We start from the raw sequence: 15,583 nt of genomic DNA, 5'->3' as shown, positions 1-15,583 counted from the left end.
CAGTGATGGCCGTGAGCCCGCAATGACGATGAATACAGAACTTTCCGCAGCTTCTGAAGTTTCCACTGTAGAGCCGCGCAAGAGTCGCAAGAACAACCCGGAAAAGACCCGCGAGAACATCTTGCAGGAGGCGATCGTCGAGTTCGTCCAGCAAGGCTTGTCCGGTGCTCGCGTCGATGCGATCGCCGAGCGAATCCACACCTCCAAACGCATGATCTATTACTACTTCGGCAGTAAGGAGCAGTTGTACGTCGAGGTGCTGGAAAAGCTTTACGGTGACATCCGCAGCACCGAAAACCGTCTGCACCTGGCCGAGCTGGCGCCGGTAGAGGCGATTCGGCGTCTGGTGGAATTTACCTTCGATCACCACGACCGCAATGTCGATTTCGTGCGCATCGTCAGCATCGAAAACATCCACAACGCCGAATACGTGAAGCGTTCCGACGCGATCAAAGCGATGAACAACACCATCCTCGATTCACTCGGCGAGATACTGCGTCGTGGTGCTGCTGAAGGTGTTTTCCGTGTGGGGCTGGATGCGCTGGATGTGCATTTGCTGATCAGTTCGTTCTGCTTCTATCGCGTGTCGAACCGGCACACATTTGGCGAGATCTTTCAGATCGATCTGCCGGATGAAAGCATCAAACAGCGGCATCGCGAGATGATTTGCGAATCGGTGCTGCGCTACCTGCAGGCCTGACACATTCCCCCTGTGGGAGCGAGCCTGCTCGCGCAAGCGGTGTGTCAGTCAACAGATGTATTGGCTGGCCTTACGCCTTCGCGAGCAGGGGGAAAGAATTCAGCCATTCATGCTTTGAAAATGCGCGAGCATCCGCTGCGCGTCCGGCACCACGTCACTGAACAATTCAAACGCTTTCACTGCCTGAAACACCGCCATGTTGCCGCCGTCCAGCGTCCGGCAACCCAGCGCGCGGGCGTTGCGCAGCAGTTCGGTTTCCAGCGGGAAATACACAATCTCCGCCACCCACAATTCCTTGCGCAGCAACTCGACCGGCACCGGCATGCCCGGCAGTTTGGCCATGCCCATTGGCGTGGTATTCACCAGCCCGTCGGCCTGATTCAGCGTACTCGGTAGATCTTGCCCGGCCACGGCGCGACCCGAGCCGAAATGCTGATTGAGATTGTTCGCCAGACTCTCAGCGCGTTCACGATCGACATCGAAAATAGTCAGTTGCTGTACGCCTTCGCTCAACAATGCGTGGGCCACTGCTGCGCCTGCGCCACCGGCGCCCATCTGGACTACGCGCTCGCGGGCAGCGTCCTTCAGCCCCCGGCGAAAACCCTCGGCGAATCCAAGGCAGTCAGTGTTGTGGCCGACACGTTTACCGTCCTTCAACACCACGGTGTTCACCGCGCCGATGCCCTTGGCTTCCGGCGACAGCTCATCGAGCAGCGGGATGATGGCCTGCTTGCACGGGAAAGTGATGTTCAGCCCGGTGTAATTCATCCGCTCGGCCGCCAGCAGCAGTTCGGAGAGGGCGGTGCTGTCCATTTTCAACTGATCGAGATCAATCAATCGATAGAGGTAGCGCAGACCTTGGGCATCACCTTCGTGCTCATGCAGCGCCGGCGTGCGCGAGGCCTGAATGCCGGCGCCGATCAGCCCGGCGAGTATTACGTTAGAGCGAGACATGCGCATTACCCCTTCAGCCGCTGGCTGAAATGTTCCAGCGCCAGGCGATAGCCATGACTGCCAAACCCGGCCATCACCGCCGTGGCAATCGCCGAGACAAACGAGTGATGACGAAACGGCTCGCGGGCGTGGACGTTGGACAGGTGTACCTCAATCACCGGCAATTCACTGGCCACCAGTGCGTCGCGAATCGCCACCGAAGTATGCGTCCACGCGGCCGGATTGATCACGATCCCGGCGCAACGGCCGCGGGCAGCGTGAATCCAGTCGAGCAGTTCGCCTTCGTGATTGGTCTGACGAAACTCTACGGCCAGGCCGAATTCTTTGCCTGCGCGACCGCACAACGCCGAGATGTCCGCCAGGGTTTCGTGACCGTAAGTCGCCGGCTCGCGGGTGCCGAGCAGGTTCAGGTTCGGGCCATTGAGCACCAGAACGATAGGGGGCATGAGGGGTAACTCCACTTATTGTTTTTGGCTTTGGCCGAGGATTTCAGCCTGTGGAGATAAAATGTACTAGATGGTTACCATGGTCAATTGAACAAAAATGGACGTGGCGTTTTATGTTCGGTGATCGCACAGAAGCAATATTGATCGAGATATGACGACAGCTTTGCTTACGTTTTTCACTGGAGATTGCCCGGCTCATGACCTGTTGCGACGCTAGCCTGAAAAGCGGTGAAACGTCATGTGCCGATCACCAGTCGTCGGATTTGAAAGGAATCTTGAATCCTGAAACTTATTAACCTAACGGATGGGTTAGCATGAAGGTGTGCAGCTACAAAGGATTGTCGATTGTCATCATGTTGCGAGATGAGCATTGCCCCCCGCACGTTCACGTGAATTCAGGTAGCTGGAGCGCCCGATTACAGTTCAGTTTCTGGCACAACGATATTGAGCTTTGGGATGTCATGCCGCTTTCTCGTCGACCACCGTTAACCGTGCTGGATGGCTTGTGTCGATCTCTTGAGCAGCCTGCTCATCTGCGACGAGCACGCGGGATCTGGTGGTCAAGATTGCAAACTGTCTGTCTCGACAATCAATTGTGGGACAGCCATTCAAACGAAGTGCTGGGGATGAAACTCGTCACTGACAAGACATACAGAGTGGGATCGGCGCGTTATCTGCCAGAAGAGGGCAAAACTCTTCTGACATTGATAGACGCATTGGAAGGAGTGGAAATCGATTTATGAAAGTCATCAAAGCCAAGCCATCCGCACGTCGACCCCTCACGGAGGAGATGATCGACGTCGCCATCCAGCAAGGGCAAGCACGCCGAACGAATAGCTTGCAGGCTGTCTCCGTAAACTTTGAGAAACCATCCCTGATCATCCGTTTTGAAGACGGCAGCGGTGTGTTGCTACCGGTGGATCGTTATCCAGAGTTCGACGGATTCAATGCAGAGGATTACGAAAACCTGACAGTTGGCTTTGCGGGCACTGCGCTTTGTCACGAGGGTAAAGACCTCGACGTTTCCATTTCTGGGATGATTTCGGCGAGCCCATCACTATTGGCCATGGCCGCTTCTGCCGTTGCTTCGCGCAACGGCCGTCAGAGCAGCGCGGCAAAGTCTGCAGCCGCGCGGGCGAATGGCAAAAAGGGCGGGCGTCCGCGTAAGGTCGATCCCGCTTAGTGAGCGCCCACAAAAAAGCCGTCAATCACGACGGCTTTTTCGTATCCGGCATCGGCAATCAACGCCGGGTCAGCAACACACCCGATTCCATGTGATGCGTCCACGGGAACTGGTCAAACAACGCGCACTGGGTAATACGGTGCGTGTCGTGCAACTGGGCGATGTTGGCCGCCAGGGTTTCCGGGTTGCAGGAGATGTACAGGATGTTGTCGAAACGTCGGGTCAGCTCGCAGGTGTCCGGGTCCATGCCGGCGCGCGGCGGGTCGACGAAGACGCTGCCGAACTCGTAGCTCTTCAGGTCGATGCCTTGCAGGCGACGGAACGGGCGCACGTCGTTGAGCGCTTCGGTCAGTTCTTCGGCGGACAAACGCACCAGGGTGACGTTATCCACAGCGTTTTCGCTGAGGTTGCTCAATGCCGCGTTGACCGAGGTTTTGCTGATTTCGGTAGCCAGCACTTTGCGCACGCGAGTCGCGAGCGGCAGGGTGAAGTTGCCGTTACCGCAATACAGCTCCAGCAAGTCGTCAGTGCGGTCACCGAGTGCTTCGTACGCCCAGTTGAGCATCTTCTGGTTCACCGTGCCGTTCGGCTGGGTGAACGCGCCTTCCGGCTGGCGATAGCTGAAGGTGCGACCGCCGACATCGAGTTTCTCGACCACGTAATCGAGGCCAAGCACTTCGCGTTTGCCCTTCGAGCGACCAATAATGCTGACGCCGAGATCCGCCGCCAACTTCGTCGCCGCTGTATGCCAGTGTTCGTCCAGCGGACGGTGATAGCACAGGGTGATCATCGCATCGCCGGCCAGCGTGGTCAGGAACTCCACCTGAAACAGCTTGTGGCTCAGCGCCGAACTGGCTTGCCACGCCGCTTTCAATTGCGGCATCAACTGGTTGATGCGCAGGCTGGCAATCGGGAACGCTTCGATGAGGATCGGCGTGCGTTTGTCGTCCTGAGAAAACATCGCGTAATGCCGCTCGCCACCTTCGCGCCACAGGCGGAATTCGGCGCGCAGACGGAAGTTCTGCAGCGGCGAGTCGAACACGGTCGGCTCGGGGGCATCGAACGGCGCCAGCAGATCACGCAAACGCGTGACCTTGGCTTCAAGTTGCTCGGCGTAAGCCTGGGAATCGAATGTCATGCGTTGAACCAACCCAACTTGATCACAAACAGAATCGACAGAATCACCAGCGCCGGGTTCAGCTCACGAGCGCGGCCGGACAGCAACTTGATCACGGTCCAGGCGATGAAACCGAACGCGATGCCGTTGGCGATCGAATAAGTGAACGGCATGGCTAGCGCGGTCACCACGACCGGCGCGGCGACGGTGATGTCGTCCCAGTCTATTTCCGCCAGGCCGGAAGTCATCAACACGGCGACGAACAGCAGTGCCGGCGCGGTGGCGAACGCCGGAACGCTGGCCGCCAGTGGCGAGAAGAACAGTGCCAGCAGGAACAGAATCGCCACGACGATGGCCGTCAGACCGGTACGCCCGCCCGCACTCACGCCAGCCGCGGATTCGATGTAGCTGGTGGTGGTCGACGTGCCGAGCAACGAACCGGCCATGGCCGCGGTGCTGTCGGCGATCAGCGCGCGACCCATTTTCGGCATGTGGCCGTCTTTGCCCATCAGACCGGCGCGCTTGGCGACGCCGATCAGGGTGCCGGAGTTGTCGAACAGATCAACGAACAGGAACGCGAAGATCACGCTGACCAGACCGATGTCCAGCGCACCTTTGATGTCCAGTTGCATGAAGGTCGGCGCCAGCGAAGGTGGCATCGAGGTCACGCCGTTGAACGGGGTGACGCCCATGGCGATGGAAATGATGGTCACTGCCAGAATGCCGATCAGTACTGCACCGCGCACTTTCAATGCTTCGAGGGCGACGATCAGGGCGAAACCGAGGGTGGCGAGAATCGGTGCAGGTTGTTTCAGGTCACCAAGGCCGACCATGGTCGCCGGGTTGCTGACGACGATACCTGCGTTGTGCAGGGCGATCAGTGCCAGGAACAGGCCGATACCGGCAGCAATCGCCGAGCGCAGCGGCAGCGGGATGCTGTTGATGATCCATTCACGGATGCGGAAGATCGACAGCAGGAAGAAGCACACCGCCGAGATGAACACCGCGCCCAGCGCCACTTGCCAGGTGTGGCCCATGTGCAGGACAACGGTGTAGGTGAAGAAGGCGTTCAGACCCATGCCCGGCGCAAGGGCGATCGGGTAGTTGGCGATCAGGCCCATGATCGTCGAACCGATCGCGGCGGCCAGACAGGTAGCGACGAACACTGCGCCCTTGTCCATGCCGGTCTCACCGAGAATGCTCGGGTTGACGAACAGAATGTAGGCCATGGCCAAGAAAGTCGTGATGCCCGCCAGAATCTCGGTGCGCACGTTGGTGTTGTGTGCCTTGAGTTGAAACAGCCTTTCCAGCATGTCTGCTCCCCGTGGCGCGCGTGGCGCCGTGAATGTATCGACCTCAACAGCAAAGCACAGACCATCGCAAGCGCCTGGAAAATTGTGGTGGGCCGGAAAAAGCCGCGCATCATACCAGCAGCGTGAGGAATATGGCGGTTGTTGGTGTCGATCGTCGGCGAAGTTTTGCCTAGAAGCCAACTGCGCCATACTGCGCGCTGATTTTTTCGGGACGGGAAGCGCATGAGCAGGTGCTGGATGAAGGTTTCGGGTTTGATTGCCGCACTGATGGCCGTGGCTCCGATAGTGCTGGCGGCCTCGGCGGAGCCGTTGACCCAAGTGAAAGTGATCAAGGTGCAATCGCCGGCCTGTGGCCTGGAGGACATTGCCGATGGCCAGACGCAGACCCAATGCAATCATAGTGGGCCGAGCATCAAGGTCTATGTACTGGAAGTCGGATACGGCCAGAGCCAGCCGCATGCGACCCTGGATGGTTTCGAGGTGAACGGCACCCGAGCGCCGGTCTGTGCCTTTGATAACGGCAACCTGACCGAGTGCACTCCCGGCAACAAAACCGTCGGTTCTCTTTATACCTTCGATCTGGCGGGCAAGCAGGAAGGCACCTTCACCTTCAGCAACACCTCGATCAACGCGCCACGCAATACGATGTCGACCCAGCTTTACATCAAGTAACGGCTGTCTGCGAACAGGGCCGGACAAAGCTGTCTACGCTTGGAAGATCACCCAGCGGATAACGCCCATGACCTTTAGAGCCCTGATTACCCTCGCCGAGGGCATCGATGATCTGCAAAGCGTGACCCTGATCGACGTGCTGCGCAGGGCCGGCATCGAGGTGGTGGCCGCCAGTATTGAAGGGCGACGCATGCTCACCTGCGCCCGTGGCACACGCCTGACCGCCGATGGCATGCTGGTCGACGTGCTGGCGCAAACCTTCGACCTGATCGTACTGCCCGGCGGCGCCGTCGGTTCGCAACACCTGGCTGCGCATCAACCGCTGCAACAACTGGTCAAGGATCAGGCCAGTGCCGGCCGCCTGTTCGCCGCCATCGCCGAATCCCCGGCCATCGCCCTGCAATCCTTCGGCGTGCTGCGCCAGCGGCGCATGACCTGCCTGCCCAGCGCCAGCCATCAACTCTCGGGCTGTACGTTTGTTGATCAACCGGTGGTGGTCGACGGCAACTGCGTCACCGCACAAGGCTCAGGCGCTGCGCTGGAGTTTGCCTTGACGCTGGTCGAGCAACTCGGCGGCAAGGCCGTGCGGGCAAAAGTGGCGGGGGAGTTGTAGTGGCTGGAGGTGTCAGGGGTGGACAGCGATCAGTTCGATAACCGGTTGCTCCCGATGCTCCGCTTGCCACAGATCGTAGTCGGTTTGTACGCCTAGCCACACACGCGCCTTGCCAATGCCAGCACGCTCAAGACGCACAGCCAGATCCGGGCTGATTGGCGCATGTCCGTGTAGTACACGGGAAAGATGTGGGCGCGCGAAGCCCAAGTGTCGGGCCAATTCGGTCACGCTGATGCCAAGCTCGGGCAAAACATCCATCAGCAGGGTTTCGCCGGGGTGTGGCGGGTTGTGCATGGGCATGAGCCTGCCTTCTGTCAGTGAAGGATTTGATCATGGGCTGGAGTGTAAGGCGATACATTACACTCGGTGCGGTAACTATGTACCGCACCTTTTCAGTTATTTTGTGTTTTGGAGGTTGTCAGACCTTCACCTCTTCCACCGGCACATGCATCCGGTCCCGGTTAGCCAGCGTCGGAAACAACTTGATCCACGTCCCGGTCACCACCAGCGTGCCGATCCCGCCCATGACCACCGCTGGGACAGTACCGAACCAGTGAGCGGTGACACCGGACTCGAATTCGCCCAACTGATTGGAAGCACCGATGAACAACCCGTTCACCGCGCTGACCCGGCCGCGCATTTCGTCGGGGGTTTCCAATTGTACGAAAGAGGCGCGGATGACCATGCTGATCATGTCCGCCGCGCCGAGCACCACCAGCACCGCCAGCGAGAACCAGAACGAGGTCGACAGGCCGAAGGCGATGGTCGCAACGCCGAATACCCCGACCGCCGTGAACATCACTCGGCCAACGTTGCGTTCTACGGCAAATCGGGCGAGGAACAGCGACATCCCCAGTGCGCCGACCGCCGGTGCCGAACGTAGCAGGCCGAGGCCCCACGGCCCGGTCAGCAGGATGTCCTTGGCGAATACCGGCAGCAACGCCGTGGCGCCGCCGAGCAGTACCGCAAACAAATCCAGCGAAATAGCACCGAGAATGTCCGGGCGGCTGCGAATGAAGCGAATCCCGGCCAATAACGAATCCAGCGTGGCTTTGCCTTTGTTCAACGGCGTCTGTCGCGCGGGCAGGTTGAGCATCAAGGTGCAGGCAATGACGTAAAGCAGCACAGTCGGGCCATAGACCCAGACGCTGCCGAATGCATAGAGCAAGCCGCCCAGCGCCGGGGCGACGATGGTTGCCGACTGTTGCGCCGATTGTGCCGCTGCCACCGCCCGTGGGAACAGTGCGCTGGGCACAATACTCGGCAGCAGTGCCTGGGTGGTCGGCATCTCGAACGAACGCGCCGCGCCGAGCAGGAAGGCGAGGATGAAGATCATCTCGCGGGTGACGTGATCGGTGGCGCTGCCGATGGCCAGCGCCAGGGCGATCAATGCCTGCAACGACTGACAGATCGCCGCGACTTTGCGCCGGTCGTAACGATCAGCGACATGCCCGGTGTGCAGCATGAACAGCACACGCGGGGCGAATTCGACGAGCCCGACCAGACCCAGATCGAGGACGTTGCCGGTCAATTGGTAGAGGTTCCAGCCAATTGCCACAGTGAGCATCTGAAAGCCACTGGCGGTGAAAATCCGCGCGAACCAGAAAGCGAGAAACGGACGATGGTGACGTAACAGCAGGGGCTCTTGGCTGGGCATCTGAAGGCAGGTCTGGCTCGAGGGGAACCGCGAGGTTATCACCAGTCTGTAACAGGAAGTTGCTATGACAAAAAATTTAGTTAGCCAGACATCGATTTCCTCCAGCTCGCCGCAAGAAATCCATTGCAGAGCATTGCCGCGCCGATGAGGCAACTTGTCACGCGGCAAACGACCACGCAGTTGTTCGTCGGAAATGGGACTACTCTTTCAACGTTGCTTGATCCAGATCAAGACCCTCCCGGGCCATGCTCTGGTGGCCCGTTGGCCAGACTCCCTGCGTTGCGATGGTTGTTAAAAAAGAACGAATCAGAATTCGCCGCACTCCATATCCGTGGGGGCAGTAGGCGCAGGGGCCACAAGCCCCGAAGCCGGTATTACCTGACAGAGGAAGACTTATGTTCGGTTTAGAGGCACTCGATCTCGCCCGAATTCAGTTCGCGTTCACCATTTCGTTCCACATCCTGTTCCCGGCCATCACCATCGGCCTGGCGAGTTACCTCGCGGTGCTCGAAGGCTTGTGGCTGAAAACCCATAACGACACCTACCGTGACCTTTACCATTTCTGGTCGAAGATCTTTGCCGTCAACTTCGGCATGGGCGTGGTCTCGGGGCTCGTCATGGCCTACCAGTTCGGCACCAACTGGAGCCGCTTCTCGGACTTCGCCGGTGCCGTCACCGGGCCGTTGCTGACCTATGAAGTGCTCACGGCATTCTTCCTTGAGGCCGGTTTCCTCGGGGTGATGCTGTTTGGCTGGAATAAGGTCGGACGTGGGCTGCACTTCTTTTCCACCGTCATGGTGGCCATCGGCACGCTGATTTCGACGTTCTGGATTCTCGCGTCCAATAGCTGGATGCAGACTCCGCAGGGCTTCGAGATCGTCAACGGTCAGGTAATCCCCACCGACTGGCTGGCAATCATTTTCAACCCTTCGTTCCCTTATCGTCTGATGCACATGGCAACGGCTGCGTTTGTCGCCACGGCGTTCTTCGTCGGCTCTTCGGCGGCCTGGCACTTGCTGCGCGGCAAGGACAATCCGGCGATCCGCACGATGCTGTCGATGGCGATGTGGATGGCGCTGATCGTCGCGCCGATCCAGGCTGTCATCGGCGACTTCCATGGCCTGAATACGCTCGAACATCAGCCGGCGAAAATCGCCGCGATCGAAGGTCACTGGGAAAACAAGGGCGACGAAGCGACGCCGCTGATCCTGTTCGGCTGGCCGGACATGAAAGAAGAGAAAACCAGATTCGCCGTGGAGATCCCGTACCTCGGCAGCCTGATCCTCACTCACTCGCTGGACAAACAGGTGCCGGCGCTCAAGGAATTCCCGCCGGAAGACCGGCCGAATTCGACCATTGTGTTCTGGTCGTTCCGGATCATGGTCGGCCTCGGTTTCCTGATGATCTTCACCGGTCTGTGGAGCCTGTGGCTGCGTAAGCGCGACACGCTCTACACCTCGCGCCCGTTCCTCTATCTGGCATTGTGGATGGGGCCTTCCGGCCTGATCGCGATTCTCGCTGGCTGGTTCACCACCGAAATCGGTCGTCAGCCGTGGGTGGTCTACGGACTGATGCGCACGGCGGATGCGTCTTCAAACCACAGCTTCATGCAGATGAGCATCACCCTGATCATGTTTGTGGTGGTGTATTTCGCCCTGTTCGGCGCAGGTCTCGGTTACATGATGCGCTTGGTGCGCAAAGGGCCGAAGATCAGCGAAGGCGCTGAGACGCCGGACGGTGGTCCAGGCAAGCAGCGTACGCCGGCGCGTCCGTTGTCCGCCGCCGACGATTCGGCCGATGCCGATCACGACACCCCCAGCCTGACCAAGGAGATTTGAGCCATGGGTATTGATCTTCCGCTGATCTGGGCCGTGATCATCATCTTCGGCATCATGATGTACGTGGTCATGGACGGCTTCGATCTGGGCATCGGGATTCTTTTCCCGTTCATCCCGGGCAAAGTCGACCGTGACGTAATGATGAATACGGTCGCCCCGGTCTGGGACGGCAACGAAACCTGGCTGGTACTGGGCGGCGCGGCGTTGTTCGGCGCCTTCCCGCTGGCTTATTCGGTGGTGTTGTCGGCGCTGTATCTGCCGCTGATATTCATGCTGATCGGGTTGATCTTCCGCGGCGTGGCGTTCGAGTTCCGCTTCAAGGCCAAGGACGACAAGCGCCACTTGTGGGACAAAGCCTTTATCGGCGGCTCGGTGGCGGCGACGTTCTTCCAGGGCGTGGCGCTGGGCGCGTTCATCGACGGCTTGCCGGTGGTCAATCGGCAGTTCGCCGGCGGCTCACTGGATTGGCTGACACCGTTCACCCTGTTCTGCGGCGCCGCACTCGTGGTGGCGTATGCCTTGCTCGGCTGCACCTGGCTGATCATGAAAACCGAAGGCAAGTTGCAAGAGCAAATGCACAATCTGGCGCGGCCACTGGCATTCGTGCTGTTGGCGGTGATCGGTGTCGTCAGCCTGTGGACACCGCTGGCACACCCGGAAATCGCTTCGCGCTGGTTCAGCATGCCGAACCTGTTCTGGTTCATGCCGGTGCCGATTCTGGTGTTGGTGACAATGTACGGCCTGATCCGCGCCGTGGCGCGCAATGCCAATTACATGCCGTTCCTGCTGACCCTGGTACTGATCTTCCTCGGCTACAGCGGTCTGGGCATCAGCCTGTGGCCGAACATCGTGCCGCCGTCGATCTCGATCTGGGACGCCGCCGCACCGCCGCAAAGTCAGGGCTTCATGCTGGTGGGTACGCTGTTCATCATTCCGTTCATCCTGGGTTACACCTTCTGGAGCTACTACGTGTTCCGCGGCAAGGTCACCCATGAGGACGGTTATCACTAAGCGAAACCCTTTGGCAGCGAGCTTGCTCGCGATGGCGTCGGCAACGGCGCCATCGATCTGACTGATGAGGATCGAAACAATGACCGGCAAACATTCCCTGCACGACATTGAAGAAGCCGAAAAAAAACCGCTGTGGCAGCGGCTCGGCTGGTTGGCCTTGATCTGGGTCGGTAGCGTCGGCGTGCTGTTTATCGCCGCCAGCCTGATGCGCCTGTTCATGAACGCGGCAGGCCTGACCACGCACTGAATCATCCCGTCCCGGCGCCTTCGGGTACGGTTTTGCAACCCTCCTCACGGAGGGTTTTTTTTGCCTTGAGGTTTACTTGCGCGCTTTGAGAATGACGAACTTTGGCGTGGCGGCCACTTGCTCGACGCCGCGGAACAGCCGCGCCAGTTTGCTGTGGTAACCCAGATGACGGTTGCCGACGATGTACAGCGCGCCACCCACTACCAGCGCTTCGCGCGCCTGCTGGAACATGCGCCAGGCGAGGAAATCGCCCACCACTTGCTGCTGATGGAACGGCGGATTGCACAGCACCACGTCCAGCGACTGCGCTTCCTGTCCGGCCAGGCCGTCGCCGGCTCGCACGATCACTTCGCGGTCGCCCAGCGCTGCGCGCCAGTTTTCGCTAGCCGATTGCACCGCCATGTACGACTCGTCGACCAGCGTGTACTGCGCATCAGGGTTTTGCAGAGCACTCGCGATTGCCAGTACACCGTTGCCACAGCCCAGATCGGCGACGCGGGCGTTGCCCAGGTTTTTCGGCAGATGCGGCAGGAACGCACGCGTGCCGATGTCCAGGCCTTCGCGACAGAACACGTTGGCGTGGTTGAGTAACTCGATCGGTGGCTCGTCGAGGCGATAGCGTGACGGGTAGGGCGAGACGGCCGGGGCTTTTGCTTCAGGCGTGGCGATCAACAAGCGAGCCTTTTTCACCGCCAGCGAGGCTTGCACCGGACCAATGTAGCGTTCAAGCAGATCACCGGCGGCGCGTGGCAGGTGTTTGACCATGGCCGCTGCGACGACTTCAGCGCCGGGCGCGAGTTGCCCCTGTAAACGGATCAGTTGTTCTTCCAGCAGTGCAAGGGTTTTCGGCACGCGGATCAGCACCCGATCAAACGGTCCGACCAATGGCTCGCTGGCGGGGATCCCGCGAACAGCGTCGAATGCCTGACCATTGCGCAGCAGGTTTTTTTCCAACCCCTGGAAACCGAGGAATGAGTCACCGCTGCTACTGACCCTGACCTTGCCTGACAAACTGGCAGCCAAGGCCCCGAAGCTGTCGTTGAGCACCAATACGTGCGTGTCCGCCGCCGGTTGCTGGGCCGCCAGATGGTTGAGCAGGTATTCGTCAGCGGCATCGAAGGCTTGCAGCGGTTCGTTCTGCTGTTCGGGCTGGCGGATCAGGTCGAGTTGGGCAAAGGGCGTATCAAGCAAAGGCATGGGGCGGGAACTCAGGGTAATCAACGGGGTGTTCCACAGCCCTGACATTGTGCTGCGGCACCGACCGAGTGTACTGCAACGCCGAATGTTCACGTCATCACTCAGGAGGGTCGCGAATGGTACGTTTTTTTCTTGGTTATTACCTGCACGTTTTATAGGGGACGCAAGACTGCTTGATTAGATGATGCCGGCTCTGGCGGCCGCGATGACAGCGGAAATCTTGTTGCAGACGTTGAGTTTCTCGATGACGTTCTGCACGTGGTAGTTCACGGTGCGTTCGCTCAGGCTGAGGATTTTCGAAATCTCATAAGCGGTCTTGCCGCCGGCTGATAATTGCAGAACCTCCAGTTCGCGGGGCGACAGGTGCGGTTGGCGGGGCTTGAGAGATTGGGGCGGCAGCGTCCTGGCGAACAGTTCACTCAGGTGACTGGTGGCGTAGAACATATAACCAAAATGTTCATACAACTCCAGAGGACTGATGGGGCAATGCTTGCGCGCCAGGCTGATAATGCTGCACAAACCGCTTTGCTCATGGTGGAACGACTGTGACCAGCCATATTGCAGTCCATATTGCTGCAAACCCTGCCAAAGCTGAGGCTTTTCTGCGAATACCGATTCGCTCCAGACGATGGGCATCATTGAGTGATTGCAGTGTGCTATTAGTGGGTCGATTTTACTGTAATGTTTCTGATCATATTGTGCGTTCCATTCTTTGGGGTAGTTGTTGATTTGCAAGGGATCAAGACGTAGTTCCCGATTGGGTGAAGTAACCGAAATGGCACAAAAATTAAAGCCCAGGTTTTCGGCGAATCTCAACAGAATCGTATAAGCAGCGTCTATATCTCTGGCGAAAGTCAGTTGCTTTAACTGCGACTCCTTCCACGTTTCCATTACAGAGTCTCCATTGGTATTGCTGGGGGGGCGCAAAATGGATCCAAAAGATCCGGCACGCAACGGAGTGTAGGACGTTTCATACAAGGGGTATTAAATTTTTTCGATATTGATGGTGGGAATGTTTTTATAAAAAGTTCTTAGCGAATGACGGCGTTTAGTATTCAGGTCGTCATCCTAACTTTCAGTTTTGCATTTAAGGTTTCTTGATGAGTTGAGTTTCTATTCATGTAGGTGAATAGCTGAATGCCATTACTCATCGTCGGTGTTTAAGGCGACCAATATGCGCGACACTGGCAGCAATCGTTCAATGGAGTGCCTCATGACCGCCAGTGCCGAGAAATACACCACGCAGACATTGCTTGATGTTCAACCCTTGACCCCAAGCCTGTTTACCTTGCGTACCAGTCGGGATGCAGGGTTCCGTTTCCGCGCCGGGCAGTTTGCCAGGCTCGGTGTGGCCAAAGCCGATGGCAGCATTGTGTGGCGTGCCTATTCGATGGTGTCGTCGCCTTTTGACGAGTTTCTTGAGTTCTTTTCCATTGTCGTGCCGGGCGGGGAGTTCACCAGTGAGCTGAGTCGGCTGCAGGTCGGCGACACCTTGCTGGTGGATCGCCAGGCTTTCGGCTACCTGACGCTGGACCGTTTCGTCGACGGTCGCGATCTGTGGCTGTTATCCACAGGCACCGGGGTAGCGCCGTTTCTGTCGATTTTGCAGGACTTCGAAGTCTGGGAAAAATTCGAGCGAATCATTCTGGTGTACAGCGTGCGCGAGGCGCGGGAGTTGGCCTATCAGGCGTTGATTGCCGGACTCACGCAGCGTGAATACCTCAGCGAACATGCGCACAAATTGCAGTTCATCACGACGGTGACGCGTGAAGCGCATCCTGACGCATTGCACGGGCGCATCACTACCCTGATTGAAAATGGTGAACTGGAGCGCGTCGCGGGTGTGGAGCTGTCGGCGGAGCACTCGCGCGTCATGCTGTGCGGCAATCCACAGATGATCGATGACACCCGCGCGCTGCTGAAAAAACGCCACATGAGCCTCAGCCTGACCCGCCGGCCCGGTCAGGTGGCTGTGGAAAATTACTGGTAAACAAACGGCGCCTCGAAGGCGCCGTTGTTTCTATCGTGCACAGCATTCAGGGCCGGGTGTTCTGGGCCTTGAGCAAGTCGCGGATCTCGCCCAGCAACTCTTCTTCCTTGGTCGGAACCGGTGGCAGGGTAGGGGCCACGGCTTCTTCGCGTTTGAGGCGGTTGATCGCTTTGACACCCATGAAAATGGCGAACGCGACGATCACGAAGTCCAGAATGGTCTGCAGGAATTTGCCGTAGGCCATTACCACTGCAGGCGCATTGCCCTCGGCGGCCTTGAGCGTGACGGCCAGATCACTGAAGTCCACCCCACCGATCAACAGGCCGATTGGCGGCATGATGACGTCACCGACAAATGACGAAACAATCTTGCCGAAGGCAGCACCGATGATGATACCAACGGCCATGTCGACCACATTGCCTTTGACCGCGAAGGCCTTGAACTCGCTAAGCACGCCCATAGTTATTTCCTTGTTACAGATGAGTTTGGTGTACGCAGTGTAAATCAGCAAAACGCGTCCTGCGCGAAACACCTTCTTACAATGCCCGTTTTTATCGACACATCAATTGGCGATTAGTTTGCAAAGTGCCATCAATCGCGCGCGAAATATACGGTAACTCGCTGATCGGAAAGCCAATTTTCTCA

18 protein-coding genes are annotated in these 15,583 nt (G+C 58.4%); 9 read left to right on the top strand and 9 right to left on the bottom strand.

Features of this window, described 5'->3' with window-relative positions; all coding sequences use genetic code 11:
• The first annotated feature begins 22 nt into the window (after positions 1-22).
• Entirely contained in the window at positions 23-700 is a 678-nt protein-coding gene (locus AB4N74_RS19800) for a TetR family transcriptional regulator (protein ID WP_093434710.1), read from the top strand.
• Between the two features lie 99 nt (positions 701-799).
• Here the strand turns inward: AB4N74_RS19800 and AB4N74_RS19795 are convergent, their stop codons facing one another.
• Both AB4N74_RS19795 and aroQ read right to left on the bottom strand, forming a co-directional pair.
• Positions 800-1,654 carry a shikimate dehydrogenase gene (locus tag AB4N74_RS19795; RefSeq protein WP_460096994.1) on the bottom strand — a complete coding sequence of 285 codons (855 nt, stop codon included), beginning with the start codon at positions 1,652-1,654 and terminating at the stop codon, positions 800-802.
• Positions 1,655-1,659: 5 nt separating this feature from the next.
• On the bottom strand, positions 1,660-2,100 hold the full coding sequence (aroQ, locus tag AB4N74_RS19790) for a type II 3-dehydroquinate dehydratase (protein WP_460096992.1): 441 nt from the start codon (positions 2,098-2,100) through the stop codon (positions 1,660-1,662).
• Between the two features lie 314 nt (positions 2,101-2,414).
• Here aroQ and AB4N74_RS19785 point away from each other — a divergent pair, with 314 nt between their 5' ends.
• Both AB4N74_RS19785 and AB4N74_RS19780 read left to right on the top strand, forming a co-directional pair.
• Positions 2,415-2,843, top strand: coding sequence for a DUF4160 domain-containing protein (locus AB4N74_RS19785; protein ID WP_460096990.1), 429 nt, complete (start codon positions 2,415-2,417; stop codon positions 2,841-2,843).
• On the top strand, positions 2,840-3,283 hold the full coding sequence (locus AB4N74_RS19780) for a DUF2442 domain-containing protein (protein WP_460096989.1): 444 nt from the start codon (positions 2,840-2,842) through the stop codon (positions 3,281-3,283). The genes AB4N74_RS19785 and AB4N74_RS19780 overlap by 4 nt, the downstream gene beginning before the upstream one ends.
• Positions 3,284-3,341: 58 nt before the next feature.
• Here AB4N74_RS19780 and trmA read toward each other — a convergent pair whose 3' ends face one another.
• Both trmA and AB4N74_RS19770 read right to left on the bottom strand, forming a co-directional pair.
• Positions 3,342-4,421, bottom strand: coding sequence for a tRNA (uridine(54)-C5)-methyltransferase TrmA (gene trmA / locus AB4N74_RS19775; RefSeq protein WP_460096987.1), 1,080 nt, complete (start codon positions 4,419-4,421; stop codon positions 3,342-3,344).
• Positions 4,418-5,713, bottom strand: a complete 1,296-nt coding sequence (locus AB4N74_RS19770; protein WP_099757237.1) for an NCS2 family permease — start codon at positions 5,711-5,713, stop codon at positions 4,418-4,420. The genes trmA and AB4N74_RS19770 overlap by 4 nt, the downstream gene beginning before the upstream one ends.
• A 237-nt stretch (positions 5,714-5,950) precedes the next feature.
• Here AB4N74_RS19770 and AB4N74_RS19765 point away from each other — a divergent pair, with 237 nt between their 5' ends.
• Positions 5,951-6,385, top strand: a complete 435-nt coding sequence (locus tag AB4N74_RS19765) for a DUF4879 domain-containing protein (protein WP_371748320.1) — start codon at positions 5,951-5,953, stop codon at positions 6,383-6,385.
• Between the two features lie 67 nt (positions 6,386-6,452).
• Positions 6,453-6,998 (top strand): DJ-1 family glyoxalase III, encoded by a 546-nt coding sequence (locus tag AB4N74_RS19760; RefSeq protein WP_460089025.1) that lies wholly within the window; start codon positions 6,453-6,455, stop codon positions 6,996-6,998.
• A gap of 12 nt (positions 6,999-7,010) precedes the next feature.
• Here the strand turns inward: AB4N74_RS19760 and AB4N74_RS19755 are convergent, their stop codons facing one another.
• A complete protein-coding gene (locus AB4N74_RS19755) occupies positions 7,011-7,298 on the bottom strand; it encodes a HigA family addiction module antitoxin (protein WP_460089024.1) in 288 nt (95 codons plus the stop codon).
• A gap of 118 nt (positions 7,299-7,416) precedes the next feature.
• Complete coding sequence (locus AB4N74_RS19750; protein ID WP_007909739.1) at positions 7,417-8,655, bottom strand: MFS transporter; 1,239 nt, start codon at positions 8,653-8,655, stop codon at positions 7,417-7,419.
• 395 nt (positions 8,656-9,050) lie between these two features.
• Here AB4N74_RS19750 and AB4N74_RS19745 point away from each other — a divergent pair, with 395 nt between their 5' ends.
• The 3 genes from AB4N74_RS19745 to AB4N74_RS19735 all read left to right on the top strand — a co-directional run bounded on the left by AB4N74_RS19745 (position 9,051) and on the right by AB4N74_RS19735 (position 11,751).
• The gene (locus AB4N74_RS19745) at positions 9,051-10,493 is read left to right on the top strand and encodes a cytochrome ubiquinol oxidase subunit I (RefSeq protein ID WP_093434734.1); all 1,443 of its coding nucleotides are present in this window, start codon (positions 9,051-9,053) and stop codon (positions 10,491-10,493) included.
• A gap of 3 nt (positions 10,494-10,496) precedes the next feature.
• The gene (cydB, locus tag AB4N74_RS19740; RefSeq protein WP_093434736.1) at positions 10,497-11,504 is read left to right on the top strand and encodes a cytochrome d ubiquinol oxidase subunit II; all 1,008 of its coding nucleotides are present in this window, start codon (positions 10,497-10,499) and stop codon (positions 11,502-11,504) included.
• Between the two features lie 79 nt (positions 11,505-11,583).
• Entirely contained in the window at positions 11,584-11,751 is a 168-nt protein-coding gene (locus AB4N74_RS19735) for a DUF2474 domain-containing protein (RefSeq protein ID WP_095048725.1), read from the top strand.
• A 72-nt stretch (positions 11,752-11,823) separates the two neighbouring features.
• Here AB4N74_RS19735 and AB4N74_RS19730 read toward each other — a convergent pair whose 3' ends face one another.
• Together AB4N74_RS19730 and AB4N74_RS19725 are read right to left on the bottom strand one after the other, a co-directional pair.
• Entirely contained in the window at positions 11,824-12,948 is a 1,125-nt protein-coding gene (locus AB4N74_RS19730) for a methyltransferase (RefSeq protein ID WP_460096984.1), read from the bottom strand.
• Between the two features lie 177 nt (positions 12,949-13,125).
• Positions 13,126-13,839, bottom strand: a complete 714-nt coding sequence (locus tag AB4N74_RS19725) for an autoinducer binding domain-containing protein (RefSeq protein WP_460096983.1) — start codon at positions 13,837-13,839, stop codon at positions 13,126-13,128.
• 322 nt (positions 13,840-14,161) lie between these two features.
• Between AB4N74_RS19725 and AB4N74_RS19720 the strand changes: the two genes are divergently transcribed.
• Positions 14,162-14,938, top strand: coding sequence for a ferredoxin--NADP reductase (locus AB4N74_RS19720; RefSeq protein ID WP_093434748.1), 777 nt, complete (start codon positions 14,162-14,164; stop codon positions 14,936-14,938).
• Between the two features lie 46 nt (positions 14,939-14,984).
• On the opposite strand, the gene mscL is transcribed toward AB4N74_RS19720, so the two are convergent.
• Positions 14,985-15,398, bottom strand: a complete 414-nt coding sequence (mscL, locus tag AB4N74_RS19715) for a large-conductance mechanosensitive channel protein MscL (RefSeq protein WP_093434751.1) — start codon at positions 15,396-15,398, stop codon at positions 14,985-14,987.
• Positions 15,399-15,583 lie beyond the last annotated feature (185 nt).

This window comes from Pseudomonas sp. H3_C08, from assembly GCF_054669455.1.
This window is presented reverse-complemented; position numbering and strand designations above follow the sequence as displayed.